We start from the raw sequence: 24,011 nt of genomic DNA, 5'->3' as shown, positions 1-24,011 counted from the left end.
TTGATGCTTACCGGTTTCATGTTAAGGATGAAACGTATTCTCGTGAAACCAGTAAGCATCATCGATCTTAAATCAATAAAAACTTTACTTTTGCCTCAAATTAGCAACAATGAAGAAGGGAAGTATTCTTGCGGTTTTATTATTGAATTCGTTGTGGCTTTTTGCCCAAAACGAGGTAGGCCCCGAAGGACATAAACTGTTGTGGGTATTTCTGTTTCTGGCTGCTGTTACCGCGGTTTTTATTATTAGCGGCCGTTCTTTTAACAAGAAATCGAAGAAGGAGCGCCAGCCGTTTTTAAAACTGAGGAAGCTAAGTATTAAACTCGAGAAGGATACAAAATTCTATCCCGGTGAATTAGTTCTTACGGTAAAAAATACCGGCTCAACGGCTATCGATCTTGATCAGCCGCTTTTAGTATTCGATAATTTTTGGATGAAGCGAAAGTTCAAGCTCAAAGGAATGGATAATTACAGTTTTTATCCCTTGTTTCTCGAGGGCGGGAAATCGCATCAGTTAACGATTGATCTGAATCGGTTTTATTCGCACGATAAATCGTTGAAGAAATATCCAAAAACAAAAATTTATCTGAAAGATGTGACAGGTAAAAAGCTAGGAAGCAAAGCTGTTTTTTTACGCAAAACATTAGTTAAATTTTAATGCGAAACTGGAAATTTAACCATATCGATTTTTCAACTTATCCCGGTTATTCGGGTAAGGATTTAGGTGTTTTTTGGTCGCCCGAAAAAACGACCTTCAAAATTTGGGCACCTACAGCTCAGATGGTTGAACTGCGCCTGTACAAAGATGGTGTGCATGGTGAATCCTATTATAAAACGAATCTGCAGAAAAAAGAGAACGGCACCTGGGGAACAATTCTTACCGGTGATTACGAAGGTAAATTCTATACTTTCAGAGTGAACGATGGTGAATGGCTGGATGAGGTTGCCGGAATTTATGCCCGCTGTGTTGGCGCCAACGGTCTGCGCGGAATGATTTATAATCCGAACACCACTAATCCGGAAGAGTGGGTTTTCGATAATGGCCCGCGCTACAACAGTTTTACTTATGCGGTGATTTACGAAACCCATGTGCGCGATTTTTCCATCGCCGAAAATTCAGGCATTGAAAACAAAGGAAAGTTCCTGGGATTTACCGAAGAAGGAACACGCCCGCCGGAGGGAGTAAAAACGGGTATCGATCATTTAAAAGAGTTGGGAGTTACGCATGTGCATTTGCTGCCGGTGAACGATTTTGTAACCGTTGACGAAGAAAAGCCACTTGAAAAATACAACTGGGGTTACGATCCCATGCATTATAATGCGCTGGAAGGTTCGTATGCAACCGATCCTTACGACGGACGCAAACGAATTGTAGAATTTAAAAAGTTGGTAAAAGCCCTGCATGCCAACGGAATTGGAGTAATTCTGGATGTGGTTTTCAACCATACTTATTACGCCAAAGAGTCGGTTTTTAACCAAATCGTGCCCGGGTACTTCTACCGTCAGAAAGAAGATGGCTCGTTCTCAAATGCATCGGGATGTGGCAACGAGGTGGCTTCGGAGCGCGAGATGGTGCGTAAATACATTATCGACACGCTTAACTACTGGGTGGAGGAATTTCATGTTGATGGTTTTCGTTTTGATTTGATGGGAATTCACGATTTGAAAACCATGCAGGAAATCCGGAAGTCGCTGGATAAGATCGACCGCGGATTGTTCCTTTATGGCGAAGGCTGGGCTGCCGATCAAAGTCCGATGCCGGAATCGAAACGGGCCGTTAAAAAGAATACTTCGGCAATGCGAAGAATAGCCAGCTTTAACGACGATTTTCGCGATGCCCTGAAAGGGAACCATGGCGATAAAAAATCGAAAGGTTTTATAAGCGGGCTAAACCTGCGCGAGGAGGCTATAAAGTTTGGAATTACTGCAGCCGTTTATCATCCGCAGGTAAATTACGGATATATCGATACCGTTGAAACTGCCTGGGCTGCCGAACCCGATCAGTGTATCAACTACGTGTCGTGCCACGATAATTACACGCTTTGGGACAAACTGAAACAAAGTTTGCCAAAAGCGACGGATGAGGACTTGCGCAAACGTGTAAAATTAGCCGGAGCATTGGTTTTAACCTCGCAGGGAGTGCCGCTGTTACATGCCGGTGTTGATTTTTGCCGTACAAAAGGAGGAAACGGAAATTCCTATAAATCGCCCGACTCGGTAAATCAGATCGACTGGAGCCGCAAAAATGAATACCTCGATGTTTTTGAATACTTTCAGAAACTGATTCAGCTGAGGAAAAATCATCCGGCTTTTCGTATGACTTCGGCCGATGCAATAAGGCGGGATTTGAATTTTTGTGCCGAGTATAAAATAGGGGTGGTTTCCTATTGTCTGGATGGAAAGGCGGCTGGCGACAGTTGGTCGAAAGTATTCCTCATTTTTAATGGGAACGAAGAGGAAGTTGAATTGCCCTTACCCGAAGGCCGCTACAAAGTTGTAGCCGATGCCAACAGTATTAATGAGGAGGGGGTAAAAGTTGTTGAAGACACGGTTGTGGTGGAACCTATCTCGTTAAAAATCCTTGTTCACGCCGAAAACGGGTGAATGTTTCGCGATAAGTAATCTGAAAATCCCAACAATGAATACGCGGTTTTGCGTAATTTCTCTTTCCGGTAGTCAGCGTTGTAAATGCGTTGAGTAGTATTGTCTTCCATATCCCGTACAAACGGATCAAATGTCGCCTGGTTCAGAATCAGGTGATCTACATTTTCAAAGTCGGCCGGTTGAGAATCAAACAATGCTCCTTCAGCTATTATCTTTTTCCCTGCACTTTTGCATTTTTCAATAAGTTTTACCGTTGAAGTGCGCTGTTTTGGTTCTGCTTTGATTATGACATAATCTGCCCATTCCAGATCTTTGGAGTTTAATGTTTTTTGGTTCAGGTCGCGCAGCTTTCTTTCCCAGGTAATTGGCAGCTGAATAGAAATTTCAATCAGCTCCAATGGATCTTCGGTTGTCTTGTTAAAAAGCTTTTGAAAGAAGGCCTCAAATCCTTTCGAATTGTTCTCTTTTTCCGGATAAATCAGTAGTATATTCATGGCAATAAAATTTACATTGTTTTCAGTTTTTCAAATAAACGGCCATTTTATTCGAAAAAAAAGCTTTTGGGATTTTCTGCTTTTAAAAGTGATAATTTACGAGTTTTTGGGATTTCTGTCATTTATCAGGGATAAGCGGCAGTAATCCCAAATTGCCTTATTAATAGGCAATCCGGAAGGTTTTTATACGTTTGTAAGGGGTTGTTTATTCGTATCAGGATGCTTTTAATGCTTCTTTTAAACGAAGCACATATTGCCTGGAAACGTGAATTTCCTGCGGGTAATCGAAAAGATTCAGCACCAAACCATCGGAGCCCCGCGACACTTTTTTGATGTAGTTTTTATTTACCATGCACGAGCGATGACAACGAATGATCTCGGGGTATTTTTGTAACAGGTTCTCGGTGGTTTTCATTGTATTCCGGATCAGTTTTTTCTTAATCTCATCGTTGTGTTTGTAAATCACTTCAATGTAATTGTTGGCCGACTTTATAAGAATAAGCTGTTCGAGAAAAAGCGTGAAATATTCTGTTTTATTCTCCGATTCAAACTCAATTTCTTTCGGAGTTTCCATCAACTCATTATTAATCACTTCTTCCGCGGCAGGCTCCAGCTTTTGTACTTTCTTTTTCAACAAGTAAAACTGGTTGGTAATTACCACAACTACTGACGCCGTTATTGAAATGATGACGATATTGATTGCAATGGGGAAAGTAATGGGGAGGCGCCCAACATAACGTGCAAAAAATGCAAAGGCTACCGAGTTGCAAATTACAAAAAGAAAATCGATGATGATTTCTTTTAGTATGGTCCAGCGGCTTTCGGAAAATGCGGTGATGAAAATGGAAGGGATAACCACCCTGAAAATAGTGAGCAGCACCAGGGTTATTGCGCCAAATGTTGCAAGAATGATGAGGCGGTTGTTGAAATCGGGATTTTGAATTTCGAAGGGCTGAAAGAACAAAAGAAACAAAAAAATGCCCAGGCTCACGGATGATATGGAGCGCGTATTTACCTTTAAATTGTCGTTAAACGGATATTTTTTGTTTAGCGAGTATAGCATAATATATTTTTCTTGTTTAAAAAACTGCCAATAGGAGATCGATATCTTTCGACGGGATGTTGAACATGCGGCCAACATCGTGGTTGGTGAGAATGCCGTGGTAGATGTACACGCCTTTCCGGAATCCCTTCGACACTTTTATGTAGTTTTCAACTCCGCCGTTGTTGCCAATGGCAAGCAAAATTGGAATTAAAATATTACTCAACGAAATGGAAGCAGTTCGGGCTACCATAGCCGGAGTATTCGGAACACAGTAGTGTACAACGCCATGTTTGGTGTAAGTTGGGTTGTTGAAATCGGTACATTTTGAGGTTTCGAAACAGCCTCCCTGGCTCACGTTCAGATCGATAATTACCGAACCCTCTTTCATCTGTTTTACCAAATCTTCCGACACTTTAAATTTGGGCGGCGTGTTAAAGGAGGTGGCTCCAATAACCGCATCGGCCGAAATAAGTGCTTTGCGCAAAACCTTGGGGTAGAATACCGACGTAAAAATGCGCCGGCCCAATTTCTCTTCCAGTTTGCTGAGTTCGTAAACCGAAGTATCAAAAACCTTCACGAAAATCCCCAGTCCGAGTGCTGCGCGTGCTGCATATTCAGCCGCTGTACTGGTGCCAATTATTACCAGTTCGGCAGGTGTAACACCGGTAACTTCGCCAAACAGAACACCTTTTCCGTTGCGCGAATTACTCAGGTATTCGCTGGCAATGGTAATGGAAGTAACGCCTGCAATCTGGCTCATTTGATGCACAAAAGGAAGAAAACCATCTTCGTTTTCGAGGTATTCAAAGGCAATGGTGGTTACCTTTTTTTGCATCATTTTCTGAATCGATTCAGTGCAATGAGCCTGAATCTGCATGTTTGAAATAATAAATTGGTTGCCACGCAAAGCATCTATTTCGTCGCAATCAAATGGCGCAATGCGTAAAATGATATCGCACTGAAAAGTTTCTTCTTTGGTTTCAACAATGGTAGCGCCGGCTTTTTGGTAATCTTCGTTGCTGTAACTGGCCGCTTTGCCGGCATTGCGTTCGATCAGTATTTCGTGCCCGTACGAAACCAGTAAATCAACGGCTTGCGGCGATAAAGGTACCCGGTATTCAACTTTCGACAGATCAGAAGGAACGCCAATTTTTATTTTCTGGCCCTTCTTTTTTACCTCCAACATCTCCTCTTTGGGCAGAAGCATGGTTTTTGGTATCGATACCTTTTCTTTTGCTTTTTCCATAGTTGAACTTAATGAATTTACCTGACGAAATCAACAGCAGCAATTTACAAGCAAAAGGGGAGTTTTCAAAGAAAATTAAGCGGGAAGTAGAAAGCGATATTGGCTGGCTATATTTCCTGTGCGGTAATCAGGCGGGTATTATCTTCCAGGACTTCGATTTTTACCTCCACCATTTTTTCGGGCAGCAGCGATTCGATCATTTCCGGCCACTCAATCAAACAGTAACTTCCGCTGTAAATGTAGTCTTCGTAGCCCAGGTCGTAAGCTTCCTCGATGTCTTTTATCCGGTAAAAATCGAAATGAAAAATTGAATCAAGATCGGCAGTATTGTATTCGTTTATCAGCGCAAAAGTGGGGCTTGTAACATTATCGTCTGATCCTAATGCACGGCAAACCGACTGGATAAAAGTTGTTTTTCCTGCACCCATTTTGCCGTAAAATGCAAAAACGCGGTCGTTGCTAAATGCTGTAATTAGCTCCTTTGCAGCAATTTCGAGATCGTTGGGCGAATTGATCTTTTTTGAATACATTTCTTTCTACAATTTTTGCAATTATACAAAAAGCACCACATATTTTGTACCCCGTGAGATAAAATGCGATAAAAATCAGAGAAATGCATGGGTGTAAGGGGGTTGTTTTTCATTAAAATGTTTTAATTTTGGCAAATATCTTTAATGAAAATGCACCCGGCGAATTTGTAAAACGATAGATTTAGAAGGTGGTTTTCAATCGATTTGATTTAAATAATTTAAAACTAAAAATATGAATATTCCAGCTGATTTGAAATATACGCAAGACCACGAATGGGTACGCGTTGAGGGAGATGTAGCTGTTGTAGGTGTTACCGATTTTGCCCAGGGAGAACTGGGTGATGTTGTGTTTGTTGAAATTGAAACTGAAGGTGAAACACTTGATAAAGGTGAAACTTTTGGTACAGTTGAGGCAGTGAAAACCGTTTCTGACCTGTTTATGCCAGTTGGAGGTGAAGTTGCCGAGTTTAACGAAGACCTGGCTGACGATCCTGAATTGGTAAACAAAGATCCTTACGGAAAAGGATGGATGATTAAAGTGAATATTGCCGATGCTGCAGAGTTGGACGACCTGATGGACGCTGACGCTTACAAAGCAATGATTGAAGCTTAAAAGATTTACAGCATAAAATAAATGCCTCATCGTTTTTCGATGGGGCATTTTTTTGTGCCATTGTTTGATAAGCTCCTCCTGTCATTTTCAGGTATTAACAAATGTTTAAGTCACTAAAAAATACTTTTTGCTCCCTCAAACAAATGTTTAAGCCTTGAAAAAACATTTTTTCGGTCCTTAAACATTTGTTCAAGGCTTGTTTTACTCGTAATTCATGTGTTAAACATTTGTTTGCGACATCAAAAAATAAAAATTGGGGGCTTGAACATTTGTTTATGCCATTCCCGATAACAAATTAAGGGCATAAACAAATGTTTGCGTTATCAGCAAGCAAAAAGTGGGCTATTAACAAATGTTTGTGCGCTATTGGTTTGTTGTTTTGCACAAAAAAGCCGGAATCAAAATTGATCGCTTTTGCGTTACGATTCTGCAAATTTACAAGCGCTAAGCGGTTTCAACCCGCTAAGCGCATTTACGACACATCAAAAACTATTTATGGCGCTGAAAGCGTTGAATGTGAACCTGTCTGATGACAGGCAGGTAGCCTGGTACGTAGCGCCGGGGCGAAATGACCAAAGCGAAATCGTCCGGTTAAGAAAGCAGATCGAAGCCAGATGGTTTTCCCGGACGAAACTCAGAAGGCAATACACATAAAAAGATGGAGACTTTCATTAAAAAAGCCGGAATCAAAATTGATCCCGGCTCTTTTAGTATAGTCGAATTAATAATTATCCGCATTTCGAGCATCCGCATGAGAGGCAGGTTAAACAGCCTTCCTGATAAACTACATCGTCCGATCCGCATTCGCCACACTTGGCATCATCGGCAATCGTTCCGTCCGGAATGTATTTCTTCAGTGCGCGTGCCACACCCGCTTTCCACGAGTTAATGGTATCATTATCCAGTTGCAGACTGGTTACCAGCTCAACAATTTTATGAATTGGCATACCGTGGCGCAATGTTCCCGAAATTAACTTGGCGTAGTTCCAGTATACCGGGTTGAACTTGTGCGACAATCCTTCAATAGTGGTTTTGTAGCCACGTTTGTTGGCGTATTGGAAATCGTAACGCGACTCTTCGCCTTCCCAGCTTTTAATGATATTACCTTTTGTTATCGAGCGAGGCAGCAGAATTCCGTCTTCATCGTCGTGCAAACCAGTGAAAATCTCGTAAGGTTTGCCATCCATTAAACCGATAAATGCAATCCATTTTTCCTTGTTGTTTTGGAAACGTACAACGTCGGCTTCCAGTTTTTCAGGGCGTTTCAGCGGGAATGCACCGTCTTCGGTTTTTTTCTTGTTGTCGTCGTTCGAAATCAGCACGCCCGAGCGCGATCCGTCGCGATAAACGGTAACACCTTTACAACCGCTTTTCCAGGCTTCGAAATACAAGTCGCCAACCAACTCTTCTTTAACATCGGCAGGCAGGTTAATGGTTACCGAAATCGAGTGGTCAACCCATTTCTGTATTCTGCCTTGCATACGCACTTTATTCAGCCAGTCAACATCGTTTGATGTAGCTTTGAAATAAGGCGAGTCTTTTACCATTTTGTCCAGATCTTCCTGCGAATATTCAACAGAGGTATCGTAACCATTTGTTTTCATCCATGTTTTAAAATGGTGATGGAAAACGGTGTACTCTTCCCACGAGTCGCCAACTTCGTCAATAAAATCAACACGAACATCTTTGTCGTTCGGATTTACTTTGCGGCGGCGTTTGTAAACCGGCAGGAAAACCGGTTCGATACCTGATGTTGTTTGTGTCATCAGGCTGGTTGTTCCGGTTGGAGCAATGGTTAACAGCGCAATATTTCTACGGCCGTATTTTACCATTTTTTCGTAAAGGCCATTATCGGCATCTTTAATACGGTTGATAAGCGGATTGTTTTTTTCGCGCTCGGCATCGTAAATGGTAAATGCACCACGGTCTTTTGCCAGGTGTACCGACGAGCGGTATGCTTCAACGGCAATTGTTTTATGAATTTCTTCCGAGAAATCAGTTGCATTGTCGCTTCCGTAGCGTAATCCTAATGCAGCCAGCATGTCGCCTTCGGCAGTAATACCAATTCCGGTACGACGGCCTTCTTTTGCTTTCCGGCGAATGCTTTCCCAAAGGTTTCTTTCGGTGAATTTAATTTCTTCAGCTTCCGGATCTTCCTTAACTTTCTCTAAAATGGCATCAATTTTTTCCAGCTCAAGATCGATAATGTCGTCCATAATGCGTTGCGCGTAGTGGATGTGCTCTTTAAACAATTCGAAATTGAACTTTGCGTCTTTGGTAAACGGGTTTTCTACGTACGAGTATAAGTTAATGGCTAACAGGCGGCAGCTATCGTAAGGGCACAACGGAATTTCTCCGCAAGGGTTGGTAGAAACCGTGCGGTAACCCAGGTCGGCATAACAATCGGGTACCGATTCTTTAATAATGGTATCCCAGAACAGAATGCCCGGCTCGGCTGATTTCCATGCATTTTTTACAATCTTTTTCCAGATTTTACCGGCGTCGGTATTTTTGGTGTACAGGGCTTTTCCGTTAATCGGGTATTGCTGCGTGTAAGGCGTTCCCGATTCAACAGCCTGCATAAAATCATCTTGTATTTTTACCGATACGTTGGCTCCGGTTACTTTGCCTTGCTCCATTTTTGCGTCGATAAAACTTTCCGAGTCGGGGTGTTTAATCGATACCGAAAGCATCAATGCACCGCGGCGTCCGTCTTGCGCAACTTCGCGTGTTGAGTTGGAGTAGCGTTCCATAAACGGCACAATACCGGTTGATGTTAATGCCGAGTTTTTTACCGGAGAGCCTTTTGGGCGGATGTGCGACAGGTCGTGTCCCACGCCTCCGCGGCGTTTCATTAATTGCACCTGTTCCTGGTCAATTTTCATAATTCCGCCATACGAATCGGAGTCGCCATCGTTGCCAACTACAAAACAGTTGGATAGTGACGCGATTTGATAGTCGTTTCCAATACCGGTCATTGGTCCTCCCTGCGGAACTATGTACTTGAAATCTTTAAGGACGCTGTAGATTTCCTCTTCGGTTAATGGATTTGGGTAACGTTCTTCAATGCGTGCGATTTCTTTTGCAAGGCGTTTGTGCATGTCGTCCGGTGTTCGCTCAAAGATATTTCCGTACGAATCTTTAAGGGCGTACTTGTTCACCCAAACTCTTGCTGCCAAATCGTCTCCTTTGAAGTACTCGAGCGAGGCATTTACTGCTTCTTCCTGAGCGTAAATTTTTTTGCCCGCCGGGGCCTTTACAGATACTTCGTTTACTGCCATTTTTTTCTGTAAGTGTATTAAAAGTTATAAGAATGTATATTCGATTTTCTTAGATGTCAATCACAACAAATTGTGTAATGCAAGATAGAATAGAAAACAAATATTTGGAATTTTTTCGGGAGCTAATTAATTAAAAGTTATCAACTTTAAATTGTTATATAGCAGAGGTATAGATAGTTATGTGTTTGATAGTTGAGAAAAGTTTACCAAAACTGAAAATTTATATTAGCTGATGAAGATTTTTGTTAACGGAATATTACTTGTAAAAATTCAATTTTTCGAATAATTATTTGCTAACAAAAAGCGTGCAGTTTTTTATTTTTTGTTAAAAACTTTATTGATGATAAGTGTTGTTGAGCCCACGTTTTTTTCTATATATTTTTTGCAAATTCCGGAGGCATTTTGCAGGCTTGTTTTATCGTTGATGAGCTTGTTAAGTGTAGCTTTCAGACCGGTAGAATTTTGTATGGGGAAGGCTCCTTTTTCGTTTACCAGGTCAACCGCTTCTTTAAATTTTAAATAGTTTGGTCCGAACAAAACGGGCAGTTTAAAAGTGGCTGCTTCCAAAATATTGTGAATGCCAACACCAAAGCCACCGCCTATATATGCTATGTTTCCGTATTGGTACAGTGATGATAAAATTCCGATGGAGTCAATTATTAACACATTGTAGTTGTCGATATCGGAAATATCGGCTTTGCTGAAACAAATGGCCGGTTTTTTAAACAATTCCTGAATTCTGTTAATATTTGCGGGTGCAACCTCGTGTGGCGCGATTATGACTTTTACATCGCTGCTGTTGTTAATAAACGCTGCAAGCAGCTCCTCATCAGGCTTCCAGGTGCTTCCGGCAATCAGGGTTACATTATTACCTCTAAACTTTTCCACAATTTCAAACTTTTTTGCACCACGGGCAATTTCGGCCACCCGATCGAAGCGTGTGTCGCCTGAAATCGTATAGTCTTTGATGCCAATCTGCTCAAGCAGTTGGGCTGAAGTTTCGTTCTGTATAAAAATATGCTCGAAGCTGTGAAGCATTTTTCTATACCATTTGCCCCAGGGCGTTGATTTGAAAAACTGCTGGTTCTCGCGGAAAATAGCTGAGATAATATAAAGCGGAATTTGTTGGCGTTTGAGTTCGGTAATGTAGTTGTACCAGAATTCGTATTTCACAAAGAATACTTTTTCGGGGTGAATCAGGCGAATAAACTCCTGCGCATTCTTTTTGGTGTCGATGGGTAAATAGGCCACGATATCGGCAACTTCATAATTCTTTCGGATTTCGTAACCCGAAGGCGAATAGAAAGTGAGTGCGATTTTGCATTGCGGATACTGTTTTTTTATTTCCTCCAGTACCGGCCGGCCCTGCTCAAACTCGCCCAGCGATGCACAATGAAACCAAATGTACGAGGCGTTTTTATCAACAGCCGAACCGAGCTTCTTTTTCCAGTTTTTACGTCCGTCAACAAACAGTTTTGCTTTCTCATTAAATAAAGCTGCAACACGGATAAAGAATCCGTAAAACAAAATTCCAAGGTTGTAAAGTAAGCTCATCGTTTTCTGAATTATTGTTGCTTTCGGTTGCTCAAATATTCGTAGATGGTTACGTTAATGAGTAGTAGTAAAAACAGGTAACCAATCTTTTCAACGGGAACGCCGAATACGGCTAATCCCATGGTGTGGGCCGAATCGTAAACAATTGCCGGCAACGAATTTAACAGTGCCGAGACAATTAAAAAGGGTATTAATGAGATGGCCAGCGCCAGGTAAAATTTGGTGTAATATTTTCTGAAACGGTTGCGAAAAACGGTGTACCCCAGGTATATTGCCGACAGGAAGAAGGTAAAGAAGCTAAAAATGCGGGTGCGGAAAACATAGGCTAAAACTCCTGTTGCAAGCAAAAGCACAAGGCTGATAATCACAAAAACATTGGGCTTTTCAAAATCCTCGAAACGAATTTTCAGCCACTCGTAAATGTAAATGGATGACAGCGGAATGATTAAAAATGCCAGCCATTCCTCGATGGGTAGCCGGAGCAGTTCAATTCCGGTAAGGTAATCCGGGTTAAAGGTCCAGATTCTCATTTGGGTAAACCGGAGATCCCACATAATAAAAATAGCCCCGGCAAAAATTATGGCAGGCAAAATATACCTTAGCCTGAAAACAAACCGCACCTTTTTTTGAAAGCAGAGTGCCACCGGAATTACCAGGTAGATCAGCAGTAGCAACAGGTACGACAGGTTTTGAATTTCCATTTTTCTGAATTTTGAGCAAAGGTATTGGATTTGTCGTAAAAATAAAGACGCAACGATCATTTTGTCGCTGCGCCTTTTATTCTGGTAAAACTATACTTTTCTAGAATTTAGCCTTTGCTTTTTTTGCCGGATCTTCTTCGGGCGAAATGAAGCTAATTTTAAATGCATAACTGTATTCTTTGCCGGTAAGGCGGTACTGGTCGTGTGTCCAGGCACCCCAGCTGTCGTCGCCACCAACACCCATTTGTTTGTAATCGATGTTAATCGAAGTCAGGTCACGCGGTTTAACATCGTTAATGTGGCGGTTGATTACTTCAACGCCTTCTACCTGGCGGCCATCGGTACGCTCAACACTTTCGAAGTCTTCCATAATGTTGTGGTGTGCGCTAACTTCAAGCAATGGCATACCTGCGAATAACAGTCCGTTTCCGGCTTCGTCGGTAATGGTTGCCCAGCGAACATCGGTTTTGTTTCCGTTTTCCTGCGGACGAAGATAGGCCCAGTACTGATCGGCAACACTGCCACTGTACAAGCCAACGAAAGCACCGGTTTTTCTGTCCCAGTACGATTCCTGCGGGCCGCGTCCGAACCAGCTCATCTGGTCGAATTTGCGTGGCATTACCAGGTTCATTCCCATGCGTACGATTTCAGGCAATTCGTCTTTTGTCATTTTAAAGTTGTTTTCAACCACAATGTCTCCTGTGCCGTAAACGGTGTAAATCGATTTGTACGAAGCAATTTTTTCTTTGGCCTCGTTTACCAAATCAAAATCGAAAACTACTTCAACAGTATTTATATTTAATTTTTTTACCGAAACGTTGGCAACTTCGCGGTTTTCGCCGGCTTTTCGCCAAACGCGGCTTCGGTTGTACAGGTTGTTTCCAAAATCGTTGTCGATTGGTGCACGCCAGAAATTTGGAATCGGGCCGCTAATCAACATCTCCGATTCGCCTTTTTTGAGACTGGAAATAATACCTGCTTTTTTATCGAAAGTTACCGCGAATCCTTCGCCCGAAACGGTTGCAGTTTCATCTGTTTCTTCCAGGCTTACATCGGGCATTTCCGGCATTTTGTACTCCAGTGTCACAGGAACAACGAACGGAATTTCAAATTGCTCTTCAGCCAAAATCCAACCCGCTTCAACCAGGCTCCAGTCTTCTTTCAGTTTTGCATGAACATTCAGGAAATATTCAACACCGGCCTCCGGTTTTACGTCAAAATCAATAGTTACTTTTTTGCTTTCACCCGGAGCCAGGTCGATGCTTCCCAGATCGCCGCTGTCAACTATTTTTCCATCGGCAGTAACTTCCCAAACAAAGTCGAAAGCCGACAGATTTATAAATGCATATTTGTTCTCGATCGAGATCACTCCTTTTTTCAAATCAACCGCATCGAAACCAATGTGCTGATAAACTTTTTTCACCTCCAACAGATGTGGTTTTACAGCACGGTCGGGATCAACCAGGCCGTTGTTGCAGAAGTTGCCATCAGAAGGAACCGTGTCGGGGCCAAAGTCGCCACCGTACGCCCAAAATCCTTCGCCGTCTTCGTTGGTGGTCCACAAGCCCTGGTCAACCCAGTCCCAGATAAATCCACCTTGCAGCACGTCGTATTTTTCAATCAAATCCCAATAGTCTTGCAGGTTTCCAACGCTGTTACCCATGGCGTGCGCATATTCACATTGGATCATAGGTTTGTCGGCCTTTTCTTTGGCAAAGCGTTCCATACCGTCCATGCGCATATACATCGGGCAGTTGATGTCGGTGTTTGCTCCGCCGTGAGCCTGCTCGTATTGTACCGGGCGTGTGCTGTCAACCGATTTAAGGTAATCGTAAGTGGCCATGAAGTTTACACCGTTTCCGGCTTCGTTACCCAAACTCCAGATAACCACGCAAGGTTGGTTTTTGTCGCGCTCAAACATATTTTTTGTACGATACAAATGCGCTGCTTTCCAGTCTTCGTTTTTAGCCAGCGATTCGTCGCCGTAACCCATTCCATGCGATTCGATGTTGGCTTCGTCAACAATGTACAAACCGTATTTATTACACAGTTCGTACCACAACTCCGGTTGAGGATAGTGCGATGTACGAACAGCATTCAGGTTGTTTTCCTTCATGGTTTTAATGTCCAGCAACATGGTTTCTTTATCCTGAACGTGGCCGGTTTTGTCGTTGTGCTCATGCAGGTTGGCACCTTTAATGTAAACGTATTTTCCGTTCACGCGAAGGGTTGCATCGATGATTTCAATGCGACGGAAACCAACATCCTGGCGGATTACTTCAACAACCTCTTCTCCGTTTTTTAAGGTAATTACCAGTTCGTAAAGATTTGGAATTTCAGCCGACCATTGTTTTACATTTGGAATTTCAGCTGCAAAATTCACTGCTGTTCCATCGGTAGTTTCCGAGAATTCCTTCACAATGTTTCCGTTATCCGAAAGAACAGCTTCAACAGTTAGGTTGTCGTTATTGGCCAGTTCAACATCAAGCGAAAACAAACCGTTGGTATAGGTATCGTCAAGCGATGAACCAACGCGGAAATCTTTTAAAGCCTGTGGTCCACGTGCAATAAGGTAAGCGTCGCGGGTGATGCCGCTTAAGCGCCAGAAATCCTGATCTTCCAGATACGAAGCATCGCTCCAGCGGAAAACCTCAACAGCCATGGTATTCTCTCCGGGCACCAAATATTTGGTGATGTTGAACTCGGCAGGTGTTTTGCTGTCTTCGCTGTAACCCACGTATTGTTCGTTTACCCAAAGGTTCATATTGGACGAAACTGCGCCAAAATGTGCAATGATTTCGCTGCCGTCCCATTCGGCAGGAACTTCGAAAGTACGTTTGTACGATCCCACCGGGTTGTAGTGCTCCTGAATTAACGGAGGTGTTTTTTCGTGCGGGTATTTTACGTTGGTGTAAATCGGGTAATCAAAACCTACCACTTCCCAGTTGGCGGGCACCTGAATTTCGTCCCACTTGCGGGTGTCGAAATCGTTTTTGAAAAACCAAAACGGGCGTTCCGACGGATTTTGGGCCAGGTGAAACTGCCATGTTCCGTTTAGCGATTTTAGCATTGGCGATTGCCATTTGTCTTCGGTGCGGGCTTGTTCGGCCGAGGCAAAAGGAATAAAGTGAGCATGTGGCTCGGATTTGTTTATCTGGTAAATTCCCGGATCTTCCCAGGGTTTCGGACTGGGTTCGTCGTGCGGTACATTGGAGTAGTCGGTGTAATTGTTACACGAAACCAATGCGATTAGTGCGATTGAAAATAATGTTAGTGTTAAATACGATTTTTTTATCATGATAGTGGAATTAGTGTTTACTACTTTCTACTTAATGTGACAGCAAATATAGCTTTTGTACCTACTTTCTATTGTAACAAAACATGCAAAAATGTATAACAAAACGGTCAAAATCAGAGTCGGGAAGGATTAAAACGAAAATATAATTTTGATTGTTGTGGGGTGGGGATAAAAAAAAAGCTGTCCGATTTTTTCGGACAGCCTTTTCTTTTTTTTAGAAATTCTATTTTATTCAACCGGTTCGATTACCATCAGTATATCGCCTTTGGCAACCGAATCGCCCTGTTCGAACTTAACTTCTTTAACAACGCCGTTTACTGTTGAGTCGAGATTGTTCATCATTTTCATCGCCTCAAGTATAACTACGGTTTCTCCAACAGTTACTTTATCGCCGGGTTTCTTTTTGTATTCCAAAATCATTCCCGGAATAGGAGCAGGGATGCTTCCTTCTGCGGCTACTTCTTTAGCTCCATTATTTTTCACACGGCGCAAACGAGGTGCAGCAGCGGCGGCATTCGGATCGTTGATTTCAACAGTAAATACCTCTCCATCAACTTTTACTTCTAATTCGCGTGTGGCACCGCCTTTGCCTTTCGAGGTGAGCTCTCCTGAAAGGGCTTTACGAATCAATTCTTGTTCTTTTTCTACCTGCTCCATTGTTTTTGCCTTGAACTCGGCAGGCACTTCTTCTTGTCCGTACTTCCACTTCAGGAAGCGTTTTCCGGTAACCGGGTAAAGCGCACACAATACTTCATCATCAATATCTTTTGCAAGATCGGAGAATTGTGTTTTAACTTCTTCCATTTCCGGCTGAAGGATTGAACCGGGGCGAACTGTAATTGGCTCTTCGCCACGCGGATAATCTTTTAACGCTTTTTTCTGAACTTCAGGGTTAATTGGCTCAGTAGTTTTGCCATATAGCCCGAAGCAAAGGTCTTTTACTTCTTTGGTAATTTGCGCGTATTCGCCTTCGTACGAGTCGAACAATACATTGTTTACTGTTTGTACACCAACAATTTGCGAAGTTGGTGTTACCAAAGGAATGTTCCCAAGATCTTTACGAACTTTAGGTAGCAGGCGGAAAACTTCAGGAAGTTTATCCAGTGCATCCATTGCCTTTAACTGGTTCACCAGGTTCGACAACATTCCACCCGGAGTTTGGTGAAGCAATACATTGATATCGGTAGTAGAATATTTCGGACTGTTATCCAGGTGCTTGTACTTCGGAATGTATTTTTCCATTTCTTCGGCAATAGCTGTAATCTGGTTGATGTCCATTCCCGAGTCGCGGTTAGTACCCAGCAGCGACATGATAATTGGCTCAACTGCAGCATGAGAAGTGCGGTATGCGTATGGACCGATACAGGTATCTACAATGTCAACACCGGCTTCAATTGCTTTGAAGATTGACAAGTCGCCCATTCCCGAAGTAAAGTGGGTATGCAGATTGATTGGCGTATCGGTAATTTTTTTGATTTCGCGTACCAGGTTGTAAATATCGTAAGGCGCAATTAATCCGGCCATGTCTTTAATACAAATCGAATCAACGCCAAATTTCTCCAGTTCTTTTACCTTGTTCAGGTAGTATTCCATGTTGTACACATCGCCACCCAAACGCGGTTGGTTCAAGGTGTAACACACTACGCCCTGAAAATGCTTTCCGTTGTCTTTAATAACCTGTGCAGCCGTTTCAAAGTTGCGGTAGTCGTTCAGTGCATCAAAACAGCGGAAAATATCCATTCCGTTATCGATGGCACGCTGAACGAATGCTTTAACCACATCGTCGGCATAGTTTCTGTAACCTACCACATTCTGGCCGCGAAGCAGCATTGAAAATGGCGTTTTAGGCATATGTTTTTTTAGCGTGCGTAAACGTTCCCACGGATCTTCTGCAAGGAAACGGTGCATGGTATCGAACGTTGCACCACCCCAGGTTTCAACAGCGTTATAACCGGCGTTGTCGATCATTTCTGCAACCGGCAACATGTCTTCGGTACGACCGCGTGTTGCAAAAAGCGACTGGTGTCCGTCGCGCAAACTTACGTCGTTAATTTTAATCGGATTGGATGCTTTTGTTCTGTCGGGCCCAAACTCAAGCGGCGACATTTCCAACACACCATGTTTATCGTAATTCATCTCTGTTTTTCTTTTCTGTTGTAAGTAGTAATCAAAAAAAATTATGCACGTTTTCTGAGGCGGCCATGGCGTTGAACCATTTGGCGGTTATCCATAATCAGCTCTTTTCCGGCCGCTGCCCATGCTTTGTGCTCGTTTTCTTCAATGTTGTTTTTAGCTGCTTCCTGTTCCAGGTAATAGGCAACTGCAATCATAGCAGCTTTTCTCTTTTTTTCTCTGGCTGTCATAATCAATTGTTTTATAATGGTATGTTTCCGTGTTTTTTCGGTGGAAGAACTTCTGTTTTTGTCGACATAATTTCCATGGCATCAATTAAACGAAGCCTTGTTTCGTTTGGTAAAATTACATCGTCGATATAGCCTCGTTTTGCGGCCAGGTAAGGCACATTAAAGGCATTTTCGTATTCCTGAATTTTAGCTTCGGTCATTGCCTTTCTGTCTTCTGCTTCAGCAATTTGTTTGCGGTAGGTAGAAATTACTTCAACCGCACCTTTGGCACCCATCACTGCAATTTCGGCCGATGGCCAGGCAAATACCATGTCGGCACCCAATGGTTTCGAACACATAGCAAGGTACGCACCGCCATAGTCTTTACGTGTTACAACGGTAAATTTCGGAACAGTTGCTTCGGCATAAGCCCAAAGTAGTTTTGCACCGTGGCGGATAATTCCATCCCATTCCTGCTGAACACCAGGCAGATATCCGGGAACGTCAACAAAGGTTATCATTGGAATATTAAACGCATCGCAGGTACGAACAAAGCGGCTGATTTTATCCGAAGCATCAATGTCGAGGCATCCGGCCTGAATCATTGGCTGGTTGGCAATAATACCTACCGAGCGGTTATTCAGGTGGCCGAAACCAACAATGGCATTCTCGGCATAATGTTCGTGTACCTGCATAAACTCGCCATTATCGAGAACCGATTCAATAATGTCAACCATGTTATAAGGTACTTTCGAATCGTCGGGAATAATAGTGTCCAGCTCTTCGCATAAACGTGCCGGATCGTCGCCCATCGGAATTTTAGGAGCTTCCTCTAGGTTGTTATTGGGTAAGAACTCCAATAATTCCTTAATCGCTTCAATAGTGTCTTCGTCGCTTTCGCATGCAAAATGTGCATTGCCACTTTTTGTATTGTGAACCATTGCACCACCAAGCTCTTCGAAAGAGGTTTCTTCTCCGGTAACGGTTTTAATTACATAAGGGCTGGTAATAAACATGTGGCTTTGTTTTTTTACCATAAAAACGAAGTCGGTCATTGCTGGTGAATAAACAGCACCACCGGCACAAGGCCCCATAATTGCCGAAATTTGCGGCACCACACCCGAAGCACGCGAGTTACGCATAAAAATTTCGCCATAGCCTTTTAATGCGTCAACGCCTTCTTCAACACGAGCACCGCCCGAGTCGTTTAATCCAACAACCGGCGCTCCTGCTTTAACGGCAAGGTCCATAATCTTACAGATTTTTGCCGCGTGCATTTCGCCTAACGATCCTCCACGCGAAGTAAAATCCTGCGAATAGGCAAATACCGGTCTTCCGTTTACCAGTCCATGTCCAACAATAACACCATCAGAAGGTACTTCAACTTTATCAAGTCCGAAGTTTACTGAACGGTGTTCAACAAACATATCTACCTCTCTGAAGCTGTTTTCATCAAAAAGTAGATCCAATCGCTCACGAGCGCTAAGTTTTCCTTTCTCGTGTTGTTTCGCAACGCGATTTTCTCCACCCATTTTGCGGACTTCTTCGCGTTTTTTCTTTAACAACTCAATCTTTTCTGACACTTTCATCACACTGTTTTATCTATAAATTGCTTCTCAAATATTTTTTTCAGGGGCAAAATTAAATCCTTTCAGATATTAATTGCATGATTTTCGTTAGAAACGGTGTTTAATAGCGAAAAATTTCTTTATTCAAATCTTTAAACCGAATATTCTAATCGGAAAAATGTTGTAAAATGCAGAAAATGAGTATGTAGAAATATTTATTAAATATTTATTAAATGTTTTAATAGAGAAAAAAATCCTTAAATAAAACAAGTAGGAATTAATATAGTCTCGTAATTAGTTGTTGGTCAGGGGGTTGTGTTTCTGAAAAGAAAGACTTAAATATCTTGTACTCTGTATTGTTGCTTTTTGGGAGGGAAGCAATGGGTTTATAGCCAGAAGTTTACTCCTGTTTTTACTGCGTCGTTATACCTTTTTTTATCGATACGATACAGGAATGGACGTTTATGTGAAATTACTGATAAATATCCATATAAGAATAGAAAACCCGTATACTGATCATATACGGGTTTGTTTTTTATAGCTTATTTATGTTTTTGGATTTATTTCGAAAACAGCTTTGCCACTTTTTCTTTTACCTCTTCTTCGTTCGGATTAATATCAAAAACGATTTCAGGTTTTAAGTAGAACAGCTCATTTTCTGCTTTGAATTTTTCTTCGCCGCCACCTGTAATATTCAGCATAATCAGGTCATCTTTTTTTACTGTTCCGTTTTTGGCTGCTTCAATTAATGTAGCAGTTGCAATGGCCGATGCCGGGTGAATATCGTTTCCTTCGGTTTTCAGGAACAATTCGCCAGCCAGTGCGGCTTGTTCGTTTGAGGCCAGCAATACATCGCCGCCGGCATCTTTCATGGCGTCGTACAATCCTCCGGCAATTGGGTACGGTGGCTTGCGGTTCGATAATACTTTTGCCACAATCGCTTCTACCTGCTCGCGGGCCAGGTTATCATCTAACGACAGCATGGCACGCGAATCGGCTTTCCATGCATCGTGAATGGGTGTAAACGGAGCATTCTGCGAAACCATCAGTTTCATTTTTTTGTTGCCAAATCGTCCGTCTTCTATCAAACGCAGGTTAGCTTCCCAGGCTGCAATGGCTCCGGTTCCGCTACCGATTGCCTGGAAATAGTAATCAGGGATTTCGCCAATGGTTGTAGTCGCCGAAAGCATTGTAGTTGCCATTCCATCGCGGCGGGCAACATTTTTGGCACCACCTTCAGCAACAAAACCTTCCATACCGGCTACGATATTCGACAGGTGGATGGCATCAAAATAATCGCTGCCCGATTTGCTGCAAATCAGTTTTACGCAGTCGTTAATCGGTGAGTCGAACCAAAGTGCATCTATATTATCTTCAGGGACACAGATTAATAACGGAATATTATTTTCAGAGCAAACTCTGGCAAAAGCACGCGAAGTATTTCCGGCTGAAGCAACAACCAAGGTGTGTTTCATATCTTCGGTCATACGCCCGCAAACCGAGTAAGCTTCGGTTTCTTTAAACGAAGCTGTTTTCATGTTGGTGCCTTTTTCGGGCCAGTAGCCACTAAAGGTAATCCAAAGATTTTTGAGCCCCAATTCTTTTGCTAAACCTTCGCTTTTGTAGGTCACCGGTGCCGACGATCCTTCCAGCATTCGTCCAATGGGTAACCAGTCGGCAAATTTGTACAAGCCCCACGAATCGTCTTTTACGTCAATTTGTTTTTTATCGTAAATAGCACGAATTAATGTTGGCTCGGCCTCTCCCGGAGCGTCAAGCATCCAGCCTTCATCATTAAATTCCTTACCTGTTTTAAACGATTTCAGGATGTATTTTGTGGGCGAAAAATCTTTGCTCATTACACGTCTGTTTTATTTTGCGAAGGACAAATGTAGAAAATGCAGACATAAAACAAGCGAAATTTTTTAAATCTTAAAATTAGGATTATAAACAAATTGATAACTTTAAGCGATTTCAACAAAACCTAAAACTATGAAAAAACTATTGCTGTGTCTATGCTTTTTAGCAATTGGCTTTCTATCTAATGCTAAAATCAAACCAACACAACTTACTTGCGAATACCTTAAAAATCCTTCTGTAGTCGACGTGCTGCAGCCTCGTTTGGCCTGGATAAATGTAGCCGATGCGGGCGAGCGGGGGCAGGAGCAAACCGCCTATCAGATTCGGGTAGCCAGTTTAAAAGAAAAGCTTGAGAATGCCGATTTGTGGGATAGTGGCAAAGTGAAAGATGATGCATCTATACGCGTTAAATACGATGGTGAAAAGCTGGTTTCGCGCCAGGATTGCTGGTGGCAGGTGCGCGTGTGGGATAAAAACAACGAAGTTTCGGAATGGAGCGAGCCGGCATACTGGCATATGGGTTTGCTCAACGAGAATGACTGGACGGCAAATTGGATAGGTGTACCCTGGCAGGGTGAGGAAACCTTGCCAAAACCAGCTTCGCCGGCAGCAACTTTACCAGGCGAATTACCGCCGCCGGCGCCGCTGTTCCGTAAAGAATTTAATGCCACAAAGCAGGTTGAAAAAGCTGTAGCTTATGTCACCGGACTGGGGTACTTCGAGCTTTATCTGAACGGTGAAAAAGTTGGCGATGATGTGCTGGTTCCCAATCAAACCAACTATGGGAAGCGACCGGCTCTCACGCAACAATACATTCCACTTGACGATAATTTCAAAGAATACAAAGTGATGTACCTGGCTTATGATATTTCGGATCAACTGGTTTCCGGTGCAAACACTTTTGGGGCGATACTCGGTAACGGATTTTATAATCCTTCCAAACATTGGGCATTGGGTTATGGAACACCTCGTTTGTTGGTGCAGGTTCATGTAGCCTACACCGACGGTACCGAGGAGCTAATCGTAAGCGATGAAAGCTGGAAAGTTTCTAAGAGCCCGATTTTAATGGACATGGTGTATTACGGCGAGCATTACGATGCACGTTTGGAACAAGATGGCTGGTGTTCTGCAGGTTTCGACGACTCGGCCTGGGAAAATGCCATTTTAAGAAAAGCGCCCGAAGGAAAGCTGGTGGCACACACTGCACACCCCGACAAAGTGTATGAAACGCTTCAGCCCGTGCGGATTGAGAAAATGTACAACGGCAACTATAAAGTCGATTTTGGCGAAGAAATCTCGGGCTGGGTACGGCTGAAAAATGTGGAAGGCCCCGAGGGCCATAAAGTTAAAATCAATTATTTATCGAATAATTATTCGGGCGATAATTCCTACATTTTTAAAGGCGAAGGCAAAGAGAATTATGCGGCCCGCTTTAACTGGTTTGTTTTTCGTGAAGTGGAAATAGAAAACTGGCCGGGTGTGCTGGCGCCCGAGAATATTTGCGCCGAAGCAATCAACACCTACATCGAGGAATCGGCTCATTTCGAAACATCAAATCCGCTTTTTAACCAGGTGAACAAGATTTGGAAACGTAGCCAAACCGATAACATGCACGGAGGCATTGCCAGCGATTGCCCGCACCGCGAACGTTCGCCCTACACCGGCGACGGGCAGGTGGCTTGTGTTACGGTAATGCATAATTTCGATGCACAAAACTTCTACTACAAGTGGATTCACGACATGATTGGGGCGCAGAATGTGAAAACCGGTTATGTGCCCAACGGAGCGCCGTGGCAGCCTGGATGTGGCGGCGGAGTAGCCTGGGGCGCAGCAATAAATATTATCCCCTGGGAATTTTACGTGCATTACGGTGCGGTTGATATGCTGGAGGAGGCTTACGAGCCGATGAAAGAATACGTTCGTTACATGCAAACCTGGGTGAACAACGAGGGGATAATGAACTCGCAACGTGTGGGGCTCGACGGCAACGTTTTACAATGGTTTAATTTGGGCGAATGGGTTACTCCCGGCGATCTTCCGCCTGATAGCCTGGTACATACTTTCTATTTCTGGCGCTGCGCTGACATTACTGCAAAAACGGCTGAAATCCTGGGAAAAAGGAAGGAGGCTAAAAGGAATCGCGAATTGGCCGAAACAACCCAAAGCGCTTTTCATAAATGTTTTTTCGATGCGGAAAAAGGAACGTACGGAAACGCCGGAGCCAATATTTTTGCATTGAAAATGGGCGTGCCCGAAAATGAATATCAACGCGTGATAAATGCGCTGAAAGCAAATATTAAAAAGAACAAAGGGCATTTGGATACCGGAATATTTGGTACGCAGTTTTTCTTTGAAGTGCTTAGTGAAAACGGCTTGCACGAGTTGGCTTACGAAGCGATGAACAAAAAAGAGGAGCCGGGCTATGGCCGCTGGTTAACGTTGGGGGCTACCACCAGCTGGGAGAACTGGAACACCGATGGTTCGCATAATCACCCGATGTTTGGTGGCGGACTGGTTTGGCTATATCGTAAGTTGGCAGGAATGCAGGCCGATGAGAAAAATCCGGGATACCGGCATATCATTTTTCATCCGCAGCCGATTAAGGAGCTGGAGTTTGCTGAGTATTTTAATAAAACGCCATACGGTAAAGCCGGAATAAAATGGCAGCAGACTGAAGGGAAACTATCTGTTGGTGTTACTGTGCCGGTGGGCTGTACCGCAACAGTGATTTTGCCAGGTGGCCATTTTTTGGCTGACGGAAAAGCCATGGAAAAGGTTGCTGAGGTGCAGCTTGTTTCACAAAAAGAAGACGAATTGATTATTAAGGTAGGGGCCGGCAACTATCAGTTTAGCAATTAAGTGCAAAGTGTTTAAG

16 protein-coding genes are annotated in these 24,011 nt (G+C 43.1%); 4 read left to right on the top strand and 12 right to left on the bottom strand.

Translation table 11 applies throughout. The features are described from left to right. Positions 1 to 109 precede the first annotated feature (109 nt). Together BMW53_RS07070 and pulA are read left to right on the top strand one after the other, a co-directional pair. Complete coding sequence (locus tag BMW53_RS07070; RefSeq protein ID WP_038557029.1) at positions 110 to 658, top strand: hypothetical protein; 549 nt, start codon at positions 110 to 112, stop codon at positions 656 to 658. Next, a complete protein-coding gene (gene pulA, locus BMW53_RS07065) occupies positions 658 to 2,604 on the top strand; it encodes a type I pullulanase (protein WP_051567685.1) in 1,947 nt (648 codons plus the stop codon). The genes BMW53_RS07070 and pulA overlap by 1 nt, the downstream gene beginning before the upstream one ends. On the opposite strand, the gene BMW53_RS07060 is transcribed toward pulA, so the two are convergent. The 4 genes from BMW53_RS07060 to tsaE all read right to left on the bottom strand — a co-directional run bounded on the left by BMW53_RS07060 (position 2,586) and on the right by tsaE (position 5,919). Continuing rightward, positions 2,586 to 3,098 (bottom strand): hypothetical protein, encoded by a 513-nt coding sequence (locus BMW53_RS07060; protein ID WP_038557026.1) that lies wholly within the window; start codon positions 3,096 to 3,098, stop codon positions 2,586 to 2,588. The genes pulA and BMW53_RS07060 overlap by 19 nt on opposite strands. A gap of 214 nt (positions 3,099 to 3,312) precedes the next feature. Next, the gene (locus BMW53_RS07055) at positions 3,313 to 4,161 is read right to left on the bottom strand and encodes a LytR/AlgR family response regulator transcription factor (protein ID WP_038557022.1); all 849 of its coding nucleotides are present in this window, start codon (positions 4,159 to 4,161) and stop codon (positions 3,313 to 3,315) included. A 16-nt stretch (positions 4,162 to 4,177) separates the two neighbouring features. After that, complete coding sequence (locus BMW53_RS07050; protein ID WP_038557018.1) at positions 4,178 to 5,389, bottom strand: alanine dehydrogenase; 1,212 nt, start codon at positions 5,387 to 5,389, stop codon at positions 4,178 to 4,180. Between the two features lie 107 nt (positions 5,390 to 5,496). Continuing rightward, positions 5,497 to 5,919 carry a tRNA (adenosine(37)-N6)-threonylcarbamoyltransferase complex ATPase subunit type 1 TsaE gene (gene tsaE / locus BMW53_RS07045; protein WP_038557014.1) on the bottom strand — a complete coding sequence of 141 codons (423 nt, stop codon included), beginning with the start codon at positions 5,917 to 5,919 and terminating at the stop codon, positions 5,497 to 5,499. A gap of 232 nt (positions 5,920 to 6,151) precedes the next feature. On the opposite strand from tsaE, the gene gcvH reads away from it, so the two are divergent. After that, positions 6,152 to 6,532: a glycine cleavage system protein GcvH gene (gene gcvH / locus BMW53_RS07040; protein WP_038557010.1), complete on the top strand. Its 381-nt coding sequence runs from the start codon at positions 6,152 to 6,154 to the stop codon at positions 6,530 to 6,532. A 728-nt stretch (positions 6,533 to 7,260) separates the two neighbouring features. Here the strand turns inward: gcvH and BMW53_RS07035 are convergent. The 8 genes from BMW53_RS07035 to BMW53_RS07000 all read right to left on the bottom strand — a co-directional run bounded on the left by BMW53_RS07035 (position 7,261) and on the right by BMW53_RS07000 (position 21,135). Further along, positions 7,261 to 9,813 carry an adenosylcobalamin-dependent ribonucleoside-diphosphate reductase gene (locus BMW53_RS07035; RefSeq protein WP_038557007.1) on the bottom strand — a complete coding sequence of 851 codons (2,553 nt, stop codon included), beginning with the start codon at positions 9,811 to 9,813 and terminating at the stop codon, positions 7,261 to 7,263. Between the two features lie 315 nt (positions 9,814 to 10,128). Then, positions 10,129 to 11,367, bottom strand: coding sequence for a 3-deoxy-D-manno-octulosonic acid transferase (locus BMW53_RS07030; protein WP_038557003.1), 1,239 nt, complete (start codon positions 11,365 to 11,367; stop codon positions 10,129 to 10,131). Between the two features lie 11 nt (positions 11,368 to 11,378). Further along, positions 11,379 to 12,068, bottom strand: coding sequence for a lycopene cyclase domain-containing protein (locus tag BMW53_RS07025; RefSeq protein ID WP_038557000.1), 690 nt, complete (start codon positions 12,066 to 12,068; stop codon positions 11,379 to 11,381). 100 nt (positions 12,069 to 12,168) lie between these two features. Beyond that, entirely contained in the window at positions 12,169 to 15,366 is a 3,198-nt protein-coding gene (gene lacZ, locus BMW53_RS07020; RefSeq protein WP_051567684.1) for a beta-galactosidase, LacZ type, read from the bottom strand. A gap of 228 nt (positions 15,367 to 15,594) precedes the next feature. Continuing rightward, entirely contained in the window at positions 15,595 to 17,502 is a 1,908-nt protein-coding gene (locus BMW53_RS07015) for a pyruvate carboxylase subunit B (RefSeq protein ID WP_038556998.1), read from the bottom strand. Between the two features lie 41 nt (positions 17,503 to 17,543). Beyond that, on the bottom strand, positions 17,544 to 17,729 hold the full coding sequence (locus tag BMW53_RS07010) for a hypothetical protein (RefSeq protein WP_038556996.1): 186 nt from the start codon (positions 17,727 to 17,729) through the stop codon (positions 17,544 to 17,546). A gap of 11 nt (positions 17,730 to 17,740) precedes the next feature. After that, positions 17,741 to 19,297 carry an acyl-CoA carboxylase subunit beta gene (locus BMW53_RS07005; protein WP_038556994.1) on the bottom strand — a complete coding sequence of 519 codons (1,557 nt, stop codon included), beginning with the start codon at positions 19,295 to 19,297 and terminating at the stop codon, positions 17,741 to 17,743. A gap of 539 nt (positions 19,298 to 19,836) precedes the next feature. Beyond that, entirely contained in the window at positions 19,837 to 21,135 is a 1,299-nt protein-coding gene (locus tag BMW53_RS07000; protein ID WP_174416368.1) for a cysteate synthase, read from the bottom strand. A 133-nt stretch (positions 21,136 to 21,268) separates the two neighbouring features. Here BMW53_RS07000 and BMW53_RS06995 point away from each other — a divergent pair, with 133 nt between their 5' ends. After that, the gene (locus BMW53_RS06995) at positions 21,269 to 23,995 is read left to right on the top strand and encodes a family 78 glycoside hydrolase catalytic domain (protein WP_038556991.1); all 2,727 of its coding nucleotides are present in this window, start codon (positions 21,269 to 21,271) and stop codon (positions 23,993 to 23,995) included. Positions 23,996 to 24,011 lie beyond the last annotated feature (16 nt).

It is taken from the genome of Draconibacterium orientale, from assembly GCF_900111425.1.
Lineage (GTDB): Bacteria > Bacteroidota > Bacteroidia > Bacteroidales > Prolixibacteraceae > Draconibacterium > Draconibacterium orientale.
This window is presented reverse-complemented; position numbering and strand designations above follow the sequence as displayed.

Coding starts and splice junctions, on each gene's coding strand:
- BMW53_RS07010 (WP_038556996.1), bottom strand. CDS start 17,729: ATGACAGCCAGAGAAAAAAAGAGAAAAGCTGCTATGATTGCAGTTGCC.
- BMW53_RS07050 (WP_038557018.1), bottom strand. CDS start 5,389: ATGGAAAAAGCAAAAGAAAAGGTATCGATACCAAAAACCATGCTTCTG.
- BMW53_RS07025 (WP_038557000.1), bottom strand. CDS start 12,068: ATGGAAATTCAAAACCTGTCGTACCTGTTGCTACTGCTGATCTACCTG.
- BMW53_RS07035 (WP_038557007.1), bottom strand. CDS start 9,813: ATGGCAGTAAACGAAGTATCTGTAAAGGCCCCGGCGGGCAAAAAAATT.
- tsaE (WP_038557014.1), bottom strand. CDS start 5,919: ATGTATTCAAAAAAGATCAATTCGCCCAACGATCTCGAAATTGCTGCA.
- BMW53_RS07030 (WP_038557003.1), bottom strand. CDS start 11,367: ATGAGCTTACTTTACAACCTTGGAATTTTGTTTTACGGATTCTTTATC.
- BMW53_RS07000 (WP_174416368.1), bottom strand. CDS start 21,135: ATGAGCAAAGATTTTTCGCCCACAAAATACATCCTGAAATCGTTTAAA.
- BMW53_RS06995 (WP_038556991.1), top strand. CDS start 21,269: ATGAAAAAACTATTGCTGTGTCTATGCTTTTTAGCAATTGGCTTTCTA.
- pulA (WP_051567685.1), top strand. CDS start 658: ATGCGAAACTGGAAATTTAACCATATCGATTTTTCAACTTATCCCGGT.
- BMW53_RS07060 (WP_038557026.1), bottom strand. CDS start 3,098: ATGAATATACTACTGATTTATCCGGAAAAAGAGAACAATTCGAAAGGA.
- lacZ (WP_051567684.1), bottom strand. CDS start 15,366: ATGATAAAAAAATCGTATTTAACACTAACATTATTTTCAATCGCACTA.
- BMW53_RS07005 (WP_038556994.1), bottom strand. CDS start 19,297: ATGAAAGTGTCAGAAAAGATTGAGTTGTTAAAGAAAAAACGCGAAGAA.
- BMW53_RS07070 (WP_038557029.1), top strand. CDS start 110: ATGAAGAAGGGAAGTATTCTTGCGGTTTTATTATTGAATTCGTTGTGG.
- BMW53_RS07055 (WP_038557022.1), bottom strand. CDS start 4,161: ATGCTATACTCGCTAAACAAAAAATATCCGTTTAACGACAATTTAAAG.
- BMW53_RS07015 (WP_038556998.1), bottom strand. CDS start 17,502: ATGAATTACGATAAACATGGTGTGTTGGAAATGTCGCCGCTTGAGTTT.
- gcvH (WP_038557010.1), top strand. CDS start 6,152: ATGAATATTCCAGCTGATTTGAAATATACGCAAGACCACGAATGGGTA.